The sequence below is a fragment of the Pseudomonas brassicacearum genome, from assembly GCF_003732265.1.
Classification (GTDB): domain Bacteria; phylum Pseudomonadota; class Gammaproteobacteria; order Pseudomonadales; family Pseudomonadaceae; genus Aquipseudomonas; species Aquipseudomonas brassicacearum_D.
This window is the reverse complement of sequence record NZ_MOBK01000004.1, coordinates 144952-164734: the sequence shown is the minus strand read 5'-3', so window position 1 is coordinate 164734 and position 19783 is coordinate 144952. Positions and strand designations below refer to the sequence as shown.

Below are 19783 nucleotides of genomic sequence, written 5' to 3'. Positions count from 1 at the left end.
AATTTCTATAACCCCGACTTCTCCACAGCTGGTTAAATTTTGTGCAAAGGGTTCTTTAGGAAGGGCGAAGTCCCTATACTTGTCGACCAGGTCCAGAAACCTGAGCTCAAACTATTCCTGATTACCTAACTGAAGCAGGCACGAGGTGCGTGGTGGATTTCCCTTCCCGTTTTGAAGTGATCGTCATCGGCGGCGGTCATGCCGGTACCGAGGCAGCACTGGCCTCAGCACGTATGGGTGCGAAAACCCTGTTGCTGACGCATAACGTGGAAACCCTCGGAGCGATGAGTTGCAACCCCGCCATTGGTGGGATCGGTAAAAGCCATCTGGTTAAAGAAATCGACGCCCTTGGCGGCGCGATGGCCATGGCTACCGACAAAGGTGGTATTCAGTTTCGCGTGTTGAACAGCCGCAAAGGCCCGGCCGTGCGTGCAACTCGCGCTCAGGCAGACCGGGTTCTGTACAAGGCCGCTGTCCGCGAAGCATTGGAAAACCAGCCGAACCTGTGGATATTTCAACAAGCCGCTGACGACCTGATCGTCGAGCAGGAACAAGTGCGTGGTGTTGTTACCCAAATGGGCCTGCGTTTCCTCGCGGATTCCGTGGTGTTGACCACTGGCACCTTCCTCGGCGGACTTATCCACATCGGCATGCAGAATTATTCCGGCGGTCGCGCCGGTGATCCGCCATCGATCGCCCTGGCCCACCGTCTGCGTGAATTGCCACTGCGTGTCGGTCGTTTGAAAACCGGTACGCCGCCGCGTATCGACGGTCGTTCTGTGGATTTCTCGGTAATGACCGAGCAAGCAGGCGATACACCGATCCCGGTGATGTCGTTCATGGGCTCCAAAGAGCAACACCCGAAACAGGTGAGCTGCTGGATTACCCACACCAACGCCCGCACCCACGAAATCATTGCCGCGAACCTCGATCGCTCGCCGATGTATTCCGATGCAGGATTGATCGAGGGCATCGGTCCGCGTTATTGCCCGTCGATCGAAGACAAGATCCACCGCTTTGCCGACAAGGAAAGCCATCAGGTCTTTATCGAGCCGGAAGGTTTGACCACTCACGAGCTTTATCCGAACGGGATATCCACATCCCTGCCGTTCGACGTGCAATTGCAGATCGTGCAATCGATCCGCGGCATGGAAAACGCGCACATCGTGCGTCCGGGCTACGCCATCGAATACGACTACTTCGACCCGCGTGACCTGAAATACAGCCTGGAAACCAAAGTGATTGGCGGGCTGTTTTTTGCCGGTCAAATCAACGGCACCACCGGTTACGAAGAGGCCGGCGCCCAAGGTTTGCTGGCCGGTGCCAACGCGGCACTGCGTGCACAGGGCAAAGACGCCTGGTGCCCGCGTCGCGACGAGGCGTACATCGGTGTGTTGGTCGACGACCTGATTACACTCGGAACCCAAGAGCCGTACCGGATGTTCACGTCCCGTGCCGAGTACCGCCTGATCCTGCGCGAGGACAACGCCGACCTGCGGTTGACCGAAAAAGGTCGTGAGCTGGGCTTGGTTGATGACGCGCGTTGGGAGGCGTTCTGCAAGAAGCGCGAAAGCATCGATCTGGAAGAGCAACGCCTGAAAAGTACCTGGGTTCGCCCGGGCACCGAGCAGGGCGATGCGATTTCCGAGAAGTTCGGTACGCCGCTGACCCACGAATACAATTTGCTCAACCTGCTGAGCCGTCCGGAAATCGACTACGCTGGTCTGATTGCCGTGACCGGTGGGGGCGCAGAAGATCCACAGGTCGCCGAACAGGTCGAAATCAAGACCAAGTACGCCGGTTACATCGACCGTCAGCAGGATGAAATCGCACGCCTGCGCGCCAGCGAAGACACCAAACTGCCTGTGGATATTGATTACACGAACATTTCCGGTCTCTCCAAAGAGATCCAGAGCAAGCTCGGCGCGACCCGTCCTGAAACCCTGGGCCAGGCGTCACGTATCCCGGGCGTTACCCCGGCAGCCATTTCGCTGTTGCTGATTCATTTGAAAAAACGCGGCGCGGGCCGTCAGTTGGAGCAAAGCGCTTGAGTTCGTTGGTCACCTCGCAACACGCCGAAGAGTTATCCACAGGTGCTCGCCAGCTCGGTGTCACACTGACAGAAACCCAGCACGCGCAGCTGCTGGGTTATCTGGCCCTGTTGATCAAATGGAACAAGGCCTACAACCTGACCGCCGTGCGCGATCCGGACGAAATGGTCTCTCGCCATCTGCTCGATAGTTTGAGCGTGATGTCGTTCATCGAAAACGGTCGCTGGCTGGACGTTGGCAGCGGTGGCGGCATGCCGGGTATTCCGTTGGCCATCCTGTTTCCCGAGTCCCAAGTGACTTGCCTGGACAGCAACGGCAAGAAAACCCGCTTCCTGACCCAGGTCAAACTCGAACTCAAACTGGATAACCTGCAAGTTATCCACAGCCGCGTTGAAGCCTTCCAGCCTGCACAGCCATTCAACGGGATTGTTTCCCGGGCGTTCAGCAGCATGGAAAACTTCAGTAATTGGACTCGCCACCTCGGCGATGCCGATACTCGCTGGCTGGCAATGAAGGGCGTTCATCCGGCCGATGAGCTGGTAGCATTGCCGGCAGACTTCCACCTCGATAGCGAACACGCCCTGGCCGTCCCTGGTTGCCAAGGCCAACGCCATCTGCTGATACTGCGCCGCACGGCATGATTGGGAACACAAGCAAGAATGGCTAAGGTATTCGCGATTGCGAACCAAAAGGGTGGTGTGGGTAAAACCACCACCTGCATCAACCTCGCAGCTTCCCTGGTCGCTACCAAGCGTCGGGTGCTGCTGATCGATCTCGATCCACAGGGCAACGCCACCATGGGTAGCGGTGTGGATAAACACGGTCTGGAAAATTCGGTATACGACCTGCTGATCGGCGAATGTGACCTGGCCCAGGCCATGCACTACTCCGAGCACGGTGGTTACCAGCTGTTGCCGGCCAACCGCGACCTGACGGCGGCCGAAGTGGTTCTGCTGGAAATGCAGATGAAGGAAAGCCGCCTTCGCAGTGCATTGGCGCCGATCCGTGAAAACTACGATTACATTTTGATCGACTGCCCACCGTCGTTGTCGATGCTCACGCTGAACGCGCTGGTGGCCGCCGATGGGGTGATTATCCCCATGCAGTGCGAGTACTTCGCGCTCGAAGGCTTGAGCGACCTTGTGGATAACATCAAGCGCATCGCCGAACTGCTGAACCCGAACCTGAAAGTCGAAGGCCTGTTGCGGACCATGTACGACCCGCGCCTGAGCCTGATGAACGATGTGTCTGCCCAGCTCAAGGAACACTTCGGCGAGCAGCTCTACGACACCGTGATTCCGCGCAACATTCGCCTGGCCGAAGCGCCTAGTTATGGGATGCCGGCGTTGGCGTACGACAAGACATCCCGGGGCGCCATTGCCTACCTGGCCTTGGCAGGCGAAATGGTTCGCCGTCAGCGCAAAAACTCACGCACCGCCGCCGCTCAGGCAACTTAAGGAATCCCATGGCCGTCAAGAAACGAGGTCTCGGACGAGGACTGGATGCACTGCTGAGTGGTCCGACTGTCAGCTCGCTGGAAGAACAAGCGGTGCAAGCTGACCAGCGTGAGCTGCAGCACTTGCCCCTGGACCTGATCCAGCGCGGCAAGTACCAACCCCGCCGGGACATGGATCCTCAGGCGCTGGAAGAGTTGGCGCAGTCGATCAAGGCCCAGGGCGTGATGCAGCCGATCGTGGTTCGCCCGATCGGCAGCGGTCGCTTCGAAATCATTGCCGGTGAACGCCGCTGGCGCGCCAGCCAGCAGGCTGGCCAGGAAACCATCCCGGCGATGGTTCGCGATGTGCCTGATGAAACGGCCATTGCCATGGCGCTGATCGAGAACATTCAGCGCGAAGACCTCAATCCGATCGAAGAAGCCGTGGCGTTGCAGCGTTTGCAGCAGGAATTTCAGCTGACTCAGCAACAGGTTGCGGAAGCGGTGGGCAAATCCCGCGTGACCGTGGCCAACCTGCTACGCTTGATCGCGTTGCCGGAAGTTATCAAAACCATGCTGTCGCACGGCGACCTGGAAATGGGTCATGCGCGTGCTTTGCTCGGTTTGCCGGAGAATCAACAGGTAGAAGGGGCGCGACATGTTGTCGCACGGGGGCTGACGGTGCGCCAAACTGAGGCACTGGTTCGCCAGTGGTTGAGTGGCAAACAGGAGCCTGCCGAACCGGTAAAACCGGACCCGGATATAGCCCGACTTGAACAGCGCCTGGCCGAACGCCTAGGCTCTGCGGTGCAGATCCGCCACGGTAAGAAGGGGAAAGGGCAGTTGGTCATTGGTTACAACTCCCTCGACGAACTGCAAGGTGTGCTCGCACACATTCGTTGAAACATTTCCTCATGTAGCGTGCAGTCGGAAATCACTACCTGACAGTTGAATAGGGGCTGAACCGCCCCTATACTCTGCGCGCATTTTGTCGGCACAAATTATGCCAAGTTATTGATTTCTGGCAGCCGACCATTGGAGAGTAAACGTGATGGAAAGACGCACGCCAAACCGCTTGCCGTTCCATCGCCTGGCAGTTTTTCCGGTGTTAATGGCTCAACTTGTCGTTTTGCTGATCGCTGCTTTGGCGCTTTGGCAATGGCACGGAGTCGTTGCCGGGTACTCAGGACTTTGCGGAGGCCTGATAGCCTTGCTTCCCAATGTTTATTTCGCTCACAGGGCATTTCGGTTTTCCGGCGCCCGAGCAGCTCAAGCCATCGTCCGGTCATTTTATGCCGGCGAGGCGGGCAAACTGATTTTGACGGCAGTGCTCTTTGCATTGACGTTTGCAGGTGTGAAGCCATTGGCGCCGCTAGCTGTATTCGGCGTCTTCGTGTTGACCCAACTGGTCAGCTGGTTCGCGCCCCTGCTGATGAGAACAAGACTTTCGAGACCTTAGGGCGTTTGAGGCAACCATGGCAGAAACAACCGCTTCGGGCTATATCCAGCACCACTTGCAGAACCTGACTTTCGGTCAGCTCCCAACTGGCGGGTGGGGTTTTGCCCACACCGCAGCAGAAGCCAAGGAAATGGGCTTCTGGGCTTTCCACGTCGATACTCTCGGCTGGTCGGTCGCGTTGGGTCTGATCTTCGTTCTTCTTTTCCGCATGGCGGCAAAGAAAGCGACTTCCGGTCAGCCTGGTGCTTTGCAGAACTTCGTTGAAGTATTGGTCGAATTCGTCGATGGCAGCGTGAAAGACAGCTTCCATGGCCGTAGCCCGGTGATTGCACCGCTGGCACTGACCATCTTCGTGTGGGTGTTCCTGATGAACGCCGTCGACCTTATCCCGGTCGACTGGATTCCTCAGCTGGCCATCCTGATTACCGGCGACCATCACATTCCGTTCCGTGCAGTGTCGACCACTGACCCGAACGCGACCCTGGGTATGGCCCTGTCGGTGTTCGCGCTGATCATTTTCTACAGCATCAAGGTCAAGGGCATCGGCGGCTTCATCGGCGAACTGACCCTGCACCCGTTCGGCAGCAAGAACATCTTCGTTCAAGCCCTGCTGATTCCGGTGAACTTCCTGCTGGAGTTCGTGACGCTGGTGGCCAAGCCGATCTCGCTGGCACTGCGTCTGTTCGGCAACATGTACGCCGGCGAGCTGGTCTTCATTCTGATTGCTGTGATGTTCGGCAGCGGTCTGCTCTGGCTTAGCGGCCTGGGCGTAGTTCTGCAGTGGGCGTGGGCTGTGTTCCACATCCTGATCATCACCCTGCAGGCGTTTATCTTCATGATGCTGACCATCGTTTACCTTTCGATGGCGCACGAAGAGAACCATTAAGACCAGTCTCGACTAGTCTGATGTCCCACTCGGTCAAACGAGTGGGTGCCCGAACAGGGCTATGAAACGATTTGTTTTACCGCTTTAAAATCTAAAAAACCTAAACCATACGACGTAAAAGTCGGGAGGAAAGATGGAAACTGTAGTTGGTCTAACCGCTATCGCTGTTGCACTGTTGATCGGCCTGGGCGCACTGGGTACCGCAATTGGTTTCGGCCTGTTGGGCGGCAAGTTCCTGGAAGGCGCAGCGCGTCAGCCAGAAATGGTTCCAATGCTGCAAGTTAAAATGTTCATCGTTGCCGGTCTGCTCGACGCCGTAACCATGATCGGTGTTGGTATCGCTCTGTTCTTCACCTTCGCGAACCCATTCGTTGGTCAACTCGCTGGCTAATTACTCGAACCTTCGAGTAGTTGGTGTGATGTGTAACGAACGAGCGAGGTGTTGGCGTGAACATTAATGCAACCCTGATTGGCCAGTCCGTTGCGTTCTTCATTTTTGTACTGTTTTGCATGAAGTTCGTGTGGCCTCCGGTCATCGCGGCTTTGCACGAACGTCAGAAGAAGATTGCGGATGGACTGGACGCTGCCGCCCGAGCAGCTCGCGACCTGGAATTGGCCCAAGATAAAGCGGGTCAACAACTGCGCGAAGCTAAAGCTCAGGCAGCCGAAATCATTGAGCAAGCCAAGAAACGCGGTAACCAGATCGTTGAAGAGGCTGTTGAAAAAGCCCGTATCGACGCTGACCGTGTGAAGGTTCAGGCTCAGGCCGAGATCGAACAGGAACTGAACAGTGTCAAAGACGCGCTGCGTGCCCAACTGGGTGCTCTGGCCGTCGGCGGCGCCGAGAAGATCCTGGGTGCCACAATCGATCAAAACGCGCACGCGGAGCTGGTAAACAAACTGGCTGCTGAAATTTAAGCGAGGGCGATCATGGCAGAATTGACCACGTTGGCCCGACCTTACGCTAAGGCAGCCTTCGAGCACGCCCAGGCCCACCAGCAACTGGCCTCTTGGTCAGCCATGCTCGGCCTGGCTGCAGCAGTGTCGCAAGACGACACCATGCAGCGCGTGCTCAAGGCCCCGCGACTGACGAGCGCAAACAAGGCCGCCACGTTTATTGACGTGTGCGGCGACAAGTTTGATGCCAAGGCACAGAACTTCATCAACGTCGTTGCCGAAAACGACCGTCTCCCGCTGTTGCCGGAGATATCCGCTCTGTTCGACCTGTACAAGGCCGAACAAGAGAAGTCGGTAGACGTTGAAGTGACCAGTGCTTTTGCATTGAACCAAGAACAGCAAGACAAACTCGCCAAGGTTCTCAGTGCACGACTCAACCGGGAAGTGCGCCTGCAAGTCGAGGAAGACAAATCCCTTATTGGGGGCATTGTCATCCGCGCCGGCGACCTGGTTATCGATGGCTCGGTTCGCGGCAAACTCGCGAGCCTTGCCGAAGCATTGAAATCTTGAGTTTGAAGGGGCAGCAGAGCAATGCAGCAACTCAATCCTTCCGAAATAAGTGAAATTATCAAGGGCCGCATCGACAAGCTCGATGTGACCTCCCAAGCCCGTAACGAAGGCACTGTCGTCAGCGTATCTGACGGTATCGTGCGGATTCACGGTCTGGCCGACGTAATGTACGGCGAGATGATCGAGTTTCCGGGCGGCGTCTTCGGTATGGCTCTCAACCTGGAGCAAGACTCTGTAGGTGCCGTTGTATTGGGCGCATACCAGACTCTGGCTGAAGGCATGAGCGCCAAGTGCACCGGCCGCATCCTCGAAGTTCCGGTTGGTAAGGAACTGCTGGGTCGCGTAGTCGACGCACTGGGTAACCCAGTTGACGGCAAAGGTCCGCTGAACAACACCTTGACCGACGCGGTCGAGAAAGTTGCTCCAGGCGTGATCTGGCGTAAGTCGGTAGACCAGCCTGTACAGACTGGCTACAAGGCTGTCGATGCCATGATCCCTGTCGGCCGTGGCCAGCGTGAGCTGATCATCGGTGACCGTCAGATCGGTAAAACCGCTCTGGCGATCGACGCGATCATCAACCAGAAAGACAGCGGCATTTTCTGCGTCTACGTAGCGATCGGTCAGAAACAATCGACCATCGCCAACGTGGTTCGCAAGCTGGAAGAAAACGGCGCACTGGCTAACACCATCGTCGTGGCAGCGAGCGCTTCGGAATCTGCAGCACTGCAATTCCTGGCACCGTACTCCGGTTGCACCATGGGTGAATTCTTCCGCGACCGCGGTGAAGACGCGCTGATCGTTTATGACGATCTGTCCAAGCAAGCAGTGGCTTACCGCCAGATTTCCCTGCTGCTGCGCCGTCCACCAGGCCGTGAAGCTTACCCAGGCGACGTGTTCTATCTCCACTCCCGTCTGCTGGAGCGCGCATCCCGCGTTTCGGAAGAATACGTAGAGAAGTTCACCAACGGCGCAGTGACCGGCAAAACCGGTTCCCTGACCGCACTGCCGATCATCGAAACCCAGGCTGGCGACGTTTCCGCGTTCGTTCCGACCAACGTGATTTCCATCACCGACGGTCAGATCTTCCTGGAATCGGCCATGTTCAACTCCGGGATCCGTCCTGCTGTGAACGCCGGTGTTTCGGTATCCCGTGTGGGTGGTGCCGCTCAGACCAAGATCATCAAGAAGCTCTCCGGTGGTATCCGTACCGCTCTGGCTCAGTACCGTGAACTGGCGGCATTCGCCCAGTTCGCTTCTGACCTGGACGAAGCGACCCGTAAGCAACTTGAGCATGGTCAGCGCGTTACCGAGCTGATGAAGCAGAAGCAATACGCACCAATGTCGATCGCTGACATGGCGCTGTCGCTGTATGCCGCTGAGCGTGGGTTCCTGACTGACGTCGAAATCGCCAAGATCGGCAGCTTTGAACAAGCGCTGATTGCTTTCTTCAACCGCGATCACGCCGAATTGATGGCGAAGATCAACGTGAAGGGTGACTTCAATGACGAAATCGATGCTGGCATGAAAGCCGGTATCGAGAAGTTCAAGGCCACCCAAACCTGGTAAGCCGCAGCGGGAGCCGCAAGGCTCCCGCTTGCTAACCTGATAGGTGTTACATGGCAGGCGCAAAAGAGATTCGCAGTAAGATTGCGAGCATCAAAAGCACGCAAAAGATTACCAGCGCCATGGAAAAAGTGGCGGTCAGTAAAATGCGCAAGGCACAAATGCGCATGGCTGCTAGCCGTCCTTACGCGGAGCGCATCCGCCAGGTTATTGGTCATTTGGCCAACGCCAACCCGGAATATCGCCACCCGTTCATGATCGACCGTGAAATCAAGCGCGTCGGTTACGTCGTGGTGAGCAGTGACCGTGGTTTGTGTGGTGGTTTGAACACCAACCTGTTCAAGGCCCTGGTCAAGGACATGGCGGTAAACCGCGAAAATGGCGTCGAGATCGATCTGTGTGTAGTGGGTAGCAAGGGTGCGGCTTTCTTCCGCAACTTCGGCGGCAACGTCGTAGCAGCTATCAGCCACCTGGGTGAAGAGCCGTCGATCAATGACCTGATCGGCAGCGTCAAGGTGATGCTGGATGCCTACCTGGACGGCCGTATTGATCGCCTGTCCGTGGTGTCCAACAAGTTCGTCAACACCATGACGCAAACGCCTACCGTGGAGCAGTTGATTCCATTGGTGGCAACCCCGGATCAAGGCCTCAAGCACCACTGGGACTATCTCTATGAACCGGACGCCAAAGAGCTGCTTGACGGCTTGATGGTTCGTTACGTGGAGTCGCAGGTCTACCAGGCGGTGGTCGAGAACAACGCGGCTGAACAAGCTGCGCGGATGATCGCGATGAAGAACGCTACCGACAACGCCGGTGATTTGATCAGCGATTTGCAGCTGGTCTACAACAAGGCGCGTCAGGCTGCGATCACCCAAGAGATCTCGGAAATCGTCGGCGGCGCTGCCGCGGTTTAACGGTTCAAATATTCAGAGGATCCAGCTATGAGTAGCGGACGTATCGTTCAAATCATCGGCGCCGTTATCGACGTGGAATTCCCACGCGACAGCGTACCGAGCATCTACAACGCGCTGAAAGTAGTGAGCGCGGCCGAAACCACCCTGGAAGTTCAGCAGCAGCTGGGCGACGGCGTGGTTCGTACCATTGCGATGGGTTCCACCGAGGGCTTGAAGCGCGGTCTGGAAGTCAATGACTCTGGCGCAGCCATCTCCGTACCAGTCGGTAAAGCGACCCTGGGCCGGATCATGGACGTTCTGGGCAACCCGATCGACGAAGCTGGCCCGATCGACACCGAAGAGCGCTGGGGCATTCACCGTCCTGCGCCAACCTTCGCTGAACAAGCGGGCGGCAACGACCTGCTGGAAACCGGCATCAAGGTTATCGACCTGGTTTGCCCGTTCGCCAAGGGCGGTAAAGTCGGTCTGTTCGGTGGTGCCGGTGTAGGCAAAACCGTAAACATGATGGAACTGATCCGTAACATCGCCATCGAGCACAGCGGTTATTCCGTGTTCGCCGGTGTGGGTGAGCGTACTCGTGAGGGTAACGACTTCTACCACGAGATGAAGGATTCCAACGTTCTGGACAAAGTGGCACTGGTTTACGGTCAGATGAACGAGCCGCCGGGTAACCGTCTGCGCGTAGCACTGACCGGCCTGACCATGGCCGAGAAGTTCCGTGACGAAGGTAACGACGTTCTGCTGTTCGTCGACAACATCTATCGTTACACCCTGGCCGGTACTGAAGTATCCGCACTGCTGGGCCGTATGCCTTCCGCAGTAGGTTACCAGCCGACCCTGGCCGAAGAGATGGGTACTCTGCAAGAGCGTATCACTTCGACCAAAAACGGTTCGATCACCTCGATCCAAGCGGTATACGTACCTGCGGATGACTTGACTGACCCGTCGCCAGCGACCACTTTCGCCCACTTGGACGCCACCGTCGTTCTGTCCCGTGACATCGCTTCCCTGGGTATCTACCCAGCGGTCGATCCACTTGACTCGACTTCGCGCCAGCTGGACCCGAACGTAATCGGCCAGGACCACTACGACACCGCTCGCGGTGTACAGTATGTTCTGCAGCGTTACAAAGAACTGAAGGACATCATTGCGATCCTGGGTATGGACGAGCTGTCGGAAGCCGACAAGCAGTTGGTAAACCGTGCTCGTAAGATCCAGCGTTTCTTGTCGCAGCCGTTCTTCGTGGCTGAAGTCTTCACCGGTGCTTCGGGTAAATACGTTTCCCTGAAAGACACCATTGCTGGCTTCAAAGGCATCCTCAACGGTGACTACGACCACCTGCCAGAACAAGCGTTCTACATGGTCGGCGGCATCGAAGAAGCGATCGAGAAAGCCAAGAAACTGTAATCCCGGCGCCCGGAAACGGGCGCTAATTTAGGTTGAGGCAATCAGATGGCTATGACAGTCCATTGCGATATCGTCAGCGCGGAAGGAGAAATCTTTTCCGGTCTGGTCGAGATGGTGATTGCGCACGGTGCACTGGGTGATCTTGGTATCGCACTGGGTCACGCGCCGTTGATCACTAATCTCAAGCCGGGCCCGATCCGCCTGGTCAAGCAGGGCGGGGAAGAGGAGGTGTATTACATCTCCGGTGGTTTCCTCGAAGTTCAGCCGAACATGGTCAAGGTTCTTGCCGACACCGTGCAACGTGCTGGCGACCTGGATGAAGCCTCCGCTCAGGAAGCCGTCAAGGCTGCCGAGAAAGCCCTGCATGAGCGGGGCGCGGAATTCGACTACGGTTCTGCTTCCGCACGTCTGGCCGAGGCTGCAGCACAGCTGCGCACCGTCCAGCAGATCCGCAAGAAGTTTGGCCGCTAATAGGCCATCACTTGTTGCGCGATTGATTAAAAAGGGTAGCCTCGGCTACCCTTTTTTCTTTTCCGACTTTCATAACCTGGTCGCAGCCGCTGACCACCCAGGATTGGTAGCCAGTCATGTCACTTGAAATCGTTATTCTTGCTGCCGGCCAAGGCACCCGCATGCGTTCGGCGTTGCCGAAAGTTCTGCACCCGATTGCCGGCAACTCGATGCTTGGCCATGTTATCCACAGCGCCCGCCAACTTGATCCACAGCGCATTCATGTGGTGATCGGCCATGGCGCCGAAGCCGTACGTGAGCGCCTGGCGGCGGACGACCTGAACTTCGTCCTTCAGGACAAACAATTGGGGACCGGTCACGCAGTGGCTCAGGCTGTGCCGTTCATTGAGTCCGATACCGTACTTATTCTTTACGGTGACGTACCGCTGATTGAAGTAGAAACCCTGCAACGCCTGCTCAAGAAAGTCGCGCCGCAGCAACTGGGCCTGTTGACCGTCGAGTTGGACGACCCGACCGGCTATGGCCGTATCGTCCGCGATGCCGCTGGCAAGGTCACGGCAATCGTTGAGCAAAAAGATGCCAACGAAGCCGAGCGTGCGATTACTGAAGGCAACACCGGGATTCTCGCCCTGCCTTTCGCCCAACTGGGTGGCTGGATGAGCCGTCTCTCCAACAACAATGCCCAGGGCGAGTACTACCTGACCGACGTGATCGCCATGGCGGTCAACGATGGTTTGGTCGTCGCGACCGAGCAACCGCACGACGCCATGGAAGTGCAGGGCGCCAACGATCGCAAGCAACTTTCCGAACTCGAGCGTCACTATCAATTGCGCGCTGGTCGCCGTTTGATGGCCCAAGGCGTGACCCTGCGCGATCCGGCCCGTTTCGATGTACGCGGCGAAGTCACCGTTGGCCGCGATGTGCTGATCGACATCAACGTGATCCTCGAAGGCAACGTCGTCATAGAAGACGACGTGGTGATCGGCCCGAACTGCGTGATCAAGGACAGCACCTTGCGCAAAGGCGTAGTGATCAAGGCCAACAGTCATATCGAAGGTGCGATTCTGGGCGAAGGCAGCGATGCCGGCCCGTTCGCACGCCTGCGTCCGGGTACCGTGCTTGAAGCGCGCGCGCATGTGGGTAACTTTGTTGAACTGAAGAACGCTCACTTGGGCGAAGGCGCGAAAGCCGGTCATCTGACTTATTTGGGTGATGCCGAGATCGGTGCGCGCACCAACATTGGCGCGGGCACCATCACGTGCAATTACGACGGCGCCAACAAGTGGAAAACCGTGCTGGGTGAAGATGTCTTCATCGGTTCCAACAACTCGTTGGTAGCGCCTGTGGATATCTCTTCCGGTGCGACCACGGCGGCTGGTTCGACCATCACGCAGAATGTGGATAACGCACAGTTGGCAGTAGGCCGTGCACGGCAGAAGAACATCGACGGCTGGAAGCGACCGGAGAAGGTCAAGAAGAGCTGAGTTATCCACAGCCCTTAAAAACTGAAAAAATCGCAGTCTGTGACAGGCCTCCAAAGCCTTCATCGCAGGCTGCGATTTTTTTGGTTATACACAGGCCTTTTTATCGCAACACGCTTGACGAAGTTTCGCCAATAGGTTTTGATTGCTTCCGTTATCTTTCGAATCGAAACTTACCAAACCATGTCGAAGCGCAATACCCCCCAACGCCGACACAATATCCTTACCTTGCTCAACGAGCAGGGCGAAGTCAGTGTGGATGAACTGGCAAAGCGCTTCGAAACGTCGGAAGTTACGATTCGCAAGGATCTGGCGGCGCTTGAGAGTAATGGCCTGCTGCTACGCCGTTACGGCGGAGCGATTACCATGCCTCAGGAACTGGTGGCTGACATCGGCCAACCGGTCTCCAAATACAAACAAGCCATTGCTCGCGCCGCCGTGACGCGGATTCGCGAGCATGCGCGGATCATCATCGACAGCGGCAGTACCACGGCGGCCATGATTCCGGAACTCGGTCAGCAACCGGGACTGGTAGTGATGACCAACTCGTTGCACGTGGCCAATGCCTTGAGCGAGCTTGAGCACGAACCGGTTCTGTTGATGACCGGTGGCACCTGGGACCCGCATTCCGAGTCCTTTCAGGGGCAGGTCGCTGAGCAGGTACTACGCTCTTACGACTTTGATCAGTTGTTTATCGGTGCCGATGGCATCGACCTGGTCCGCGGTACCACCACCTTCAACGAATTGTTGGGGCTCAGCCGGGTCATGGCTGAAGTCGCTCGTGAAGTCGTCGTGATGGTGGAGGCCGACAAGATCGGCCGCAAAATCCCCAACCTGGAGCTGCCTTGGAGCAGCGTCCATACCCTTATTACCGATGATCGCTTGCCGATGGAGGCACGCGATCAGATTCAGGCCCGCGGCATCAATTTGATTTGCGCGGCTGTCAGTCAGGAGAAATAGCATGTGTGGAATTGTCGGCGCAGTCGCAGAACGTAACATCACCGCCATCTTGCTCGAAGGCCTCAAGCGCCTGGAATACCGTGGCTATGACAGCGCCGGTGTGGCGGTCTTCACCAACGACGAAAAACTCGAGCGCATGCGTCGCCCGGGCAAGGTCAGCGAACTGGAAAACGCGCTTGAAGCCGAGCCACTGGTGGGTCGCCTCGGCATCGCCCACACCCGTTGGGCCACACACGGCGCACCGTGCGAGCGCAACGCGCACCCGCATTTCTCCGGCGACCTGGCCGTGGTCCACAACGGCATCATCGAAAACCACGAAGCCCTGCGTGAGCAGCTCAAAGCCTTGGGTTATGTGTTCACCTCGGACACCGACACCGAAGTCATCGCGCACCTGCTGAACCACAAGCTCAAGGATTTACCTGACCTGACCGCGGCACTCAAAGCCACCGTCAAAGAATTGCACGGCGCCTATGGCCTGGCGGTCATCAGCGCCAAGCAGCCGGATCGCCTGGTCGCCGCTCGCAGCGGTAGCCCGTTGGTGATTGGTCTGGGCCTGGGTGAAAACTTCCTGGCTTCCGACCAACTGGCCCTGCGTCAGGTTACCGACCGTTTCATGTACCTGGAAGAAGGCGATATCGCCGAGATTCGCCGCGACAGCGTGCACATCTGGGACGTTGACGGTAAAGCTGTCGAGCGTGAAACCGTGCAGTACCGCGACGGCGCTGAAGCTGCTGATAAAGGCGAATTCCGCCACTTCATGCTCAAGGAAATCCACGAGCAACCGGCCGTGGTTCAACGCACCCTCGAAGGTCGTCTGAGCCCGAACGGTGTGCTGGTACAGGCATTCGGTCCACAGGCTGCCGAGCTGTTCGCCAAAGTGCGCAACGTACAGATCGTCGCCTGCGGCACTAGTTATCACGCCGGTATGGTTGCCCGTTACTGGCTCGAAGAACTGGCCGGCATCCCGTGCCAGGTCGAAGTCGCCAGCGAATTCCGCTACCGCAAAGTCGTGGTGCAGCCGGACACCCTGTTTGTCACCATCTCCCAGTCCGGCGAAACCGCCGACACCTTGGCCGCGCTTCGCAACGCCAAGGAACTGGGCTTCCTCGCCAGCCTGGCGATCTGCAACGTCGGCATCAGCTCGCTGGTGCGTGAATCCGACCTGACCCTGCTGACCCAGGCCGGTCGCGAAATCGGCGTGGCCTCGACCAAAGCCTTCACCACTCAACTGGTAGGCCTGCTGTTGCTGACCCTGTCCCTGGGTCAGGTTCGCGGCACCTTGGCCAAGGGCGTCGAAGCCACGTTGGTCGAAGAACTGCGCCGTCTGCCAACCCGCTTGGGCGAAGCCCTGGCCATGGACAGCACCGTGGAGAAAATCGCCGAGCTGTTCGCCGAGAAAAACCACACGCTGTTCCTCGGCCGTGGCGCGCAATTCCCGGTAGCGATGGAAGGGGCCCTGAAACTCAAGGAAATCTCCTACATCCACGCCGAAGCCTACCCGGCTGGCGAACTGAAACACGGCCCGTTGGCGCTTGTGGATAACGACATGCCAGTGGTCACCGTAGCGCCAAACAACGAGCTGCTGGAGAAGTTGAAATCCAACCTCCAGGAAGTCCGGGCCCGTGGCGGCCAATTGATCGTCTTCGCAGACGAGAAAGCCGGCATGATCAATGGCGAAGGCACGCACGTTGTGCACATGCCGCACATCCACGACATCCTGTCGCCGATCCTCTACACCATCCCGCTGCAGTTGCTGTCGTACTACGTTGCTGTGCTGAAAGGCACGGACGTTGACCAGCCGCGTAACCTGGCGAAGTCGGTGACGGTGGAATAAGTTATCCACAGGTGATCGAAACCCTTAAAAATCGCAGCCTACGGTTGCGATTTTTTTTATCTGAATAAAGGACGTGCCCATGGACCGATTCCAGGAAATGCAGGTCTTCGCCGCCGTCGCCAAGGCGCAAGGTTTCTCGGCGGCGGCGCGAAGTCTGGGGATGTCGGCGGCGAGCGTCACCCGGGCCGTTGCGGCGCTGGAGCAGCGCATTGGTACGCAGTTGATTACCCGTACGACGCGCAGCGTGCATTTGAGCGAGGCGGGGCAGCGTTATCTGGAGGATTGTCGGAGGATTCTTGCCGAGGTGCAGGAAGCGGAGGATTCGGCTGCGGGGAGTCACGCACAACCCCGTGGGCAATTGACGATCACCGCGCCGGTATTGTTTGGAGAGTTATTTGTCACGCCGGTCATGGTCGGTTATCTCACCCAATTTCCTGAAGTCAGCATCAATGCCCTATTGCTCGACCGAGTCGTGAGCATGGTTGAAGAGGGCATTGATGTGGCGGTGCGAATCGGTGAGCTGCCTGACAGCAATCAACACGCGATTCGCGTGGGCGAGGTGCGACGAGTAATCTGTGCGTCCCCGGCGTTTTTGACGGCCCGTGGCAGGCCACTGCACCCGAATGAGCTCAGCGGTGCCCCGATCATTGCAACATCGTCCATCGGGCAGCTCAGAACCTGGCCATTTCTTGAATCGGGCGAGCCACTGAGCGTTCGCCCGGAGCCGCGTCTTGTGGTCACTGCCAATCAGGCGGCGATCACGGCGGCCTCCATGGGACTGGGATTCACCCGGGTCCTGTCTTATCAAGTGGCGAGCAAGGTAGCCGCCGGAGAACTGGAAGTCGTGCTGGCTGACTTCGAACAGCCGCCCCTGCCCATTCATGTGGTCTACCAAGGGGGTCGCAAGGCGCCGGTGCGAGTCCGCAGTTTTGTCGACTTCGCGGTTAAGACTTTAAGGGAGCATCCAGCCCTGAGCCGTTAGAGCGTTATTGCACTGGATGAAACAATGGATTGCGTTTGCTGGTTATTCTGTTGTTTTGGTTGAGAGTGGAAGATAGCGGCCATTGGTGCTGATCTTTCCTGATTGGCGCCTCCACCCAGCGGAGTCGACCATGCAAGCCATCAAACTCTACAACTTCCCACGCTCCGGCCATGCTCACCGTGTGGAGCTGATGCTGTCCCTGCTGCAATTGCCGACCGAGCTGATCTTTGTCGATCTGGCCAAGGGGGCGCACAAGCAGCCGGATTACCTGGCGATCAACCCGTTTGGTCAGGTGCCTGCCATCGATGATCAAGGCGTGGTGCTGGCCGATTCCAACGCGATCCTGGTGTATCTGGCGCAGAAATATGGCAATGGTCGCTGGTTACCAACCGAACCAGTCGGTGCGGCCAAGGTGCAGCGCTGGTTGTCAGTCGCCGCCGGGCCGATTGCCTTCGGCCCCGCCCGGGCCCGGCTGATCACGGTGTTTGGCGCGCCTTACAACGCTGAGGAGGTGATCGCCTATTCCCATACCGTGCTCAAAGTGATCGATCAGGAACTGGCCGCAACGCCGTACCTGGCTGGCGCGGAGCCAACCATCGCCGATGTGGCCGCCTACAGTTACATTGCCCATGCGCCGGAAGGCAACGTCTCGCTCGACGAGTACGCCAACATCCGGGCCTGGCTGGCACGCATTGAAGCGTTGCCAGGGTTTGTCGGCATGCCGCGCACGGTGGCCGGTCTGCAAAAAACTGCCTGATGCTCACGGCCCGATCCGCTCGGGCCGTTCACGATGCGCGATTGGCGCAGGGGAGAAGCCGTAATGGAACATTCACCTTGGCACGCTGGCGAGAAACAGTTGCAGGCTCACGTGGGGGTTGCCGAGCGAATGGAGGCGTTCGGACGTAAGGTGATTCGCAGTCAGATGCCGGATCAGCACCGCACGTTCTATCAGCAACTGCCGTTCATGCTGTACGGCGCCGTTGATGCCGATGGCAACCCCTGGGCCAGCATTCTTGAAGGGGAACCGGGCTTCGCTCATTCCCCCGACCCATCGCTGTTGCAGTTCGACTACCTGCCGGGCGCCGACGACCCCGCACAACTGCAAGACGGTGCCGCCATCGGTCTGCTCGGTATCGAGTTGCACACCCGGCGTCGCAACCGCCTCAATGGCCGAGTCAGCACCGTTACGGCCAGCGGATTCGGCGTGACGGTGGAGCAATCGTTCGGCAACTGCCCGCAATACATCCAATTGCGCCAGTTTCGTTCGGTGCCCTTGGCGGACCCCGCGAGTCGCGTAGCGCAGCACCTGACTGAACTGGATGACGCAGCGAGAGCCATGATCATTGAGGCGGACACATTCTTTGTCGCCAGTTACGTGGACGTCGATGGCCAACGTTCGGTGGATGTTTCTCACCGGGGTGGTCAGGCTGGTTTCGTACAGGTGGAAGGGAGTCGCCTGACGATCCCGGACTTCGCCGGCAACCTGCATTTCAATACGCTGGGCAATCTGCTGATCAATCCTCGCGCCGGCTTGTTGTTCATCGATTTCAATTCAGGCGACCTGCTGCACCTCAGCGGGCGCACTGAAATCATCCTTGACGACCCACTAATCGAAGCCTTTCAAGGGGCCGAGCGGCTGTGGACCTTCGAGGTCGAGCACGTGGTGCGCCGGCCTGCGGCGTTGGCCTTGCGCTGGCGCTTTGACGGCGTGTCGCCCACCAGTTTGCTGACCGGCAGCTGGGCGCAGGCCAATGCACGCCTGCAAGCCAAGGCCTTGGGCGATCACTGGCGGTCACTGCGGGTGGCGCGGATCGAACCGGAAAGCCACACCATCCGTTCGATCTACCTGGAGCCTGCCGATGGCGCCGGATTGCCGGTGTTTCAGGCCGGGCAGCATTTGCCTTTGCGGTTCAACATTGACGGTGATGTGCATATCCGCACGTACAGCCTGTCGAGTGCGCCGTCCGATGACTTTTTCCGTATCAGCGTGAAGCGTGACGGCTTGGTGTCATCGCACCTGCACGAGAGGATTCGTGTCGGTGATGTGCTGGAGGCCCGTGCGCCTCAAGGGCATTTCACCGTGGCTCCGCACGAGCGGCGACCGCTGGTGTTGCTGGCCGCTGGCGTGGGCATTACGCCGCTGCTGTCGATGGTGCGTGAGGTGGTTTATCAAGGCCTGCGCACGCGGAGCATCCGCCCGACCTGGTTCATCCAGAGCTCGCGAACCCTGGCCGATCAACCGTTTCGCCCTGAACTGAACCGCTTGCTCGACGGGCTCGGCGACGCGGTGCGGGTCCTGCGTTTGCTCAGTCAGCCGGAGCCCGAGGCGCGCGAAGGTGAAGATTTCGACCTGACCGGGCGAATCGACGCCGACTTGCTCAAGAACATGCTTGAGGTTGAAGACTACGATCAGCTGGATTTTGTCCTCTGCGGCCCAGGAGCGTTTACCCAGGCGATGTACGACAGCCTGCGTGACATGGACATCCGCGATTCAAGGATTCACGCCGAGACCTTTGGCCCGTCGACGTTGCGCCGGGTACCTGATCCGGATGCCGTGGTCATCGAGCAACCCCCGGCCGCCACGACGTCGGTACCGGTGGTGTTCGAGCGCTCGGCCAAAGAGGCGCGCTGGAAACCCGATAGCGGCAGTTTGCTGGAGTTGGCTGAAAGCCGGGGCTTGCGTCCGGAATTCAGCTGCCGTGGCGGTTCCTGCGGCACGTGCAAGACGCGCTTGATCAGCGGCGAAGTGACTTATCCACAGGTGCCGGCAGAAATTCCGGGTGCAGGAGAAGTGCTGATTTGTTGTGCGGTGCCGGCGCAGGGTTCGCAGCCGTTGGTGCTGGATCTGTAACCCCGGCTCCCACAGAAAGGCA

The 19783-nt window shown here is 58.1% G+C and carries 19 protein-coding genes; all 19 read left to right on the top strand.

What is annotated here, in order from left to right:
- Positions 1-152: 152 nt before the first annotated feature.
- The 19 genes from mnmG (at position 153) to BK660_RS10290 (ending at position 19761) form a co-directional block, all read left to right on the top strand.
- Positions 153-2051, top strand: coding sequence for a tRNA uridine-5-carboxymethylaminomethyl(34) synthesis enzyme MnmG (mnmG, locus tag BK660_RS10380; RefSeq protein ID WP_123433231.1), 1899 nt, complete (start codon positions 153-155; stop codon positions 2049-2051).
- On the top strand, positions 2048-2692 hold the full coding sequence (gene rsmG / locus BK660_RS10375) for a 16S rRNA (guanine(527)-N(7))-methyltransferase RsmG (RefSeq protein WP_027926207.1): 645 nt from the start codon (positions 2048-2050) through the stop codon (positions 2690-2692). Before mnmG ends, rsmG begins: the two co-directional genes overlap by 4 nt.
- 18 nt (positions 2693-2710) lie before the next feature.
- Positions 2711-3508, top strand: coding sequence for a ParA family protein (locus BK660_RS10370; protein ID WP_027926208.1), 798 nt, complete (start codon positions 2711-2713; stop codon positions 3506-3508).
- Positions 3509-3516: 8 nt separating this feature from the next.
- Positions 3517-4389: a ParB/RepB/Spo0J family partition protein gene (locus tag BK660_RS10365; RefSeq protein ID WP_008027541.1), complete on the top strand. Its 873-nt coding sequence runs from the start codon at positions 3517-3519 to the stop codon at positions 4387-4389.
- A 148-nt stretch (positions 4390-4537) separates the two neighbouring features.
- Positions 4538-4945, top strand: a complete 408-nt coding sequence (locus BK660_RS10360) for a F0F1 ATP synthase subunit I (RefSeq protein WP_123433230.1) — start codon at positions 4538-4540, stop codon at positions 4943-4945.
- Between the two features lie 16 nt (positions 4946-4961).
- The gene (gene atpB / locus BK660_RS10355; RefSeq protein ID WP_027926210.1) at positions 4962-5831 is read left to right on the top strand and encodes a F0F1 ATP synthase subunit A; all 870 of its coding nucleotides are present in this window, start codon (positions 4962-4964) and stop codon (positions 5829-5831) included.
- 133 nt (positions 5832-5964) lie between these two features.
- A complete protein-coding gene (atpE, locus tag BK660_RS10350; RefSeq protein WP_002555987.1) occupies positions 5965-6222 on the top strand; it encodes a F0F1 ATP synthase subunit C in 258 nt (85 codons plus the stop codon).
- Positions 6223-6278: 56 nt separating this feature from the next.
- Positions 6279-6749 (top strand): F0F1 ATP synthase subunit B, encoded by a 471-nt coding sequence (locus tag BK660_RS10345; protein ID WP_008027535.1) that lies wholly within the window; start codon positions 6279-6281, stop codon positions 6747-6749.
- 12 nt (positions 6750-6761) lie between these two features.
- Positions 6762-7298: a F0F1 ATP synthase subunit delta gene (locus BK660_RS10340; protein WP_064680523.1), complete on the top strand. Its 537-nt coding sequence runs from the start codon at positions 6762-6764 to the stop codon at positions 7296-7298.
- A 21-nt stretch (positions 7299-7319) separates the two neighbouring features.
- Positions 7320-8864, top strand: coding sequence for a F0F1 ATP synthase subunit alpha (gene atpA / locus BK660_RS10335; protein ID WP_027926212.1), 1545 nt, complete (start codon positions 7320-7322; stop codon positions 8862-8864).
- 50 nt (positions 8865-8914) lie between these two features.
- Positions 8915-9775: a F0F1 ATP synthase subunit gamma gene (gene atpG / locus BK660_RS10330; protein ID WP_123433229.1), complete on the top strand. Its 861-nt coding sequence runs from the start codon at positions 8915-8917 to the stop codon at positions 9773-9775.
- A gap of 27 nt (positions 9776-9802) precedes the next feature.
- Positions 9803-11182 (top strand): F0F1 ATP synthase subunit beta, encoded by a 1380-nt coding sequence (gene atpD / locus BK660_RS10325; RefSeq protein WP_008007883.1) that lies wholly within the window; start codon positions 9803-9805, stop codon positions 11180-11182.
- Between the two features lie 45 nt (positions 11183-11227).
- Positions 11228-11653, top strand: coding sequence for a F0F1 ATP synthase subunit epsilon (locus BK660_RS10320; protein ID WP_123433228.1), 426 nt, complete (start codon positions 11228-11230; stop codon positions 11651-11653).
- A gap of 116 nt (positions 11654-11769) precedes the next feature.
- Complete coding sequence (gene glmU, locus BK660_RS10315; protein WP_123433227.1) at positions 11770-13137, top strand: bifunctional UDP-N-acetylglucosamine diphosphorylase/glucosamine-1-phosphate N-acetyltransferase GlmU; 1368 nt, start codon at positions 11770-11772, stop codon at positions 13135-13137.
- Positions 13138-13317: 180 nt separating this feature from the next.
- Positions 13318-14094, top strand: coding sequence for a DeoR/GlpR family DNA-binding transcription regulator (locus tag BK660_RS10310; RefSeq protein ID WP_123433226.1), 777 nt, complete (start codon positions 13318-13320; stop codon positions 14092-14094).
- Between the two features lies 1 nt (position 14095).
- Complete coding sequence (gene glmS, locus BK660_RS10305; RefSeq protein WP_123433225.1) at positions 14096-15928, top strand: glutamine--fructose-6-phosphate transaminase (isomerizing); 1833 nt, start codon at positions 14096-14098, stop codon at positions 15926-15928.
- Positions 15929-16007: 79 nt separating this feature from the next.
- Entirely contained in the window at positions 16008-16910 is a 903-nt protein-coding gene (locus BK660_RS10300; RefSeq protein ID WP_123433224.1) for a LysR family transcriptional regulator, read from the top strand.
- Positions 16911-17040: 130 nt separating this feature from the next.
- Positions 17041-17667 (top strand): glutathione S-transferase family protein, encoded by a 627-nt coding sequence (locus BK660_RS10295; protein WP_123433223.1) that lies wholly within the window; start codon positions 17041-17043, stop codon positions 17665-17667.
- Between the two features lie 63 nt (positions 17668-17730).
- A complete protein-coding gene (locus tag BK660_RS10290) occupies positions 17731-19761 on the top strand; it encodes a 2Fe-2S iron-sulfur cluster-binding protein (RefSeq protein WP_123433222.1) in 2031 nt (676 codons plus the stop codon).
- Positions 19762-19783: the final 22 nt, after the last annotated feature.

Bases quoted from the DNA above. Each gene is read 5' to 3' on its own strand.
- BK660_RS10300 (WP_123433224.1), top strand. From the start codon at position 16,008: ATGGACCGATTCCAGGAAATGCAGGTCTTCGCCGCCGTCGCCAAGGCG.
- atpA (WP_027926212.1), top strand. From the start codon at position 7,320: ATGCAGCAACTCAATCCTTCCGAAATAAGTGAAATTATCAAGGGCCGC.
- BK660_RS10290 (WP_123433222.1), top strand. From the start codon at position 17,731: ATGGAACATTCACCTTGGCACGCTGGCGAGAAACAGTTGCAGGCTCAC.
- BK660_RS10310 (WP_123433226.1), top strand. From the start codon at position 13,318: ATGTCGAAGCGCAATACCCCCCAACGCCGACACAATATCCTTACCTTG.
- glmU (WP_123433227.1), top strand. From the start codon at position 11,770: ATGTCACTTGAAATCGTTATTCTTGCTGCCGGCCAAGGCACCCGCATG.
- atpG (WP_123433229.1), top strand. From the start codon at position 8,915: ATGGCAGGCGCAAAAGAGATTCGCAGTAAGATTGCGAGCATCAAAAGC.
- BK660_RS10360 (WP_123433230.1), top strand. From the start codon at position 4,538: ATGGAAAGACGCACGCCAAACCGCTTGCCGTTCCATCGCCTGGCAGTT.
- atpB (WP_027926210.1), top strand. From the start codon at position 4,962: ATGGCAGAAACAACCGCTTCGGGCTATATCCAGCACCACTTGCAGAAC.
- atpD (WP_008007883.1), top strand. From the start codon at position 9,803: ATGAGTAGCGGACGTATCGTTCAAATCATCGGCGCCGTTATCGACGTG.
- BK660_RS10295 (WP_123433223.1), top strand. From the start codon at position 17,041: ATGCAAGCCATCAAACTCTACAACTTCCCACGCTCCGGCCATGCTCAC.
- BK660_RS10370 (WP_027926208.1), top strand. From the start codon at position 2,711: ATGGCTAAGGTATTCGCGATTGCGAACCAAAAGGGTGGTGTGGGTAAA.
- BK660_RS10320 (WP_123433228.1), top strand. From the start codon at position 11,228: ATGGCTATGACAGTCCATTGCGATATCGTCAGCGCGGAAGGAGAAATC.
- atpE (WP_002555987.1), top strand. From the start codon at position 5,965: ATGGAAACTGTAGTTGGTCTAACCGCTATCGCTGTTGCACTGTTGATC.
- BK660_RS10340 (WP_064680523.1), top strand. From the start codon at position 6,762: ATGGCAGAATTGACCACGTTGGCCCGACCTTACGCTAAGGCAGCCTTC.
- BK660_RS10365 (WP_008027541.1), top strand. From the start codon at position 3,517: ATGGCCGTCAAGAAACGAGGTCTCGGACGAGGACTGGATGCACTGCTG.
- glmS (WP_123433225.1), top strand. From the start codon at position 14,096: ATGTGTGGAATTGTCGGCGCAGTCGCAGAACGTAACATCACCGCCATC.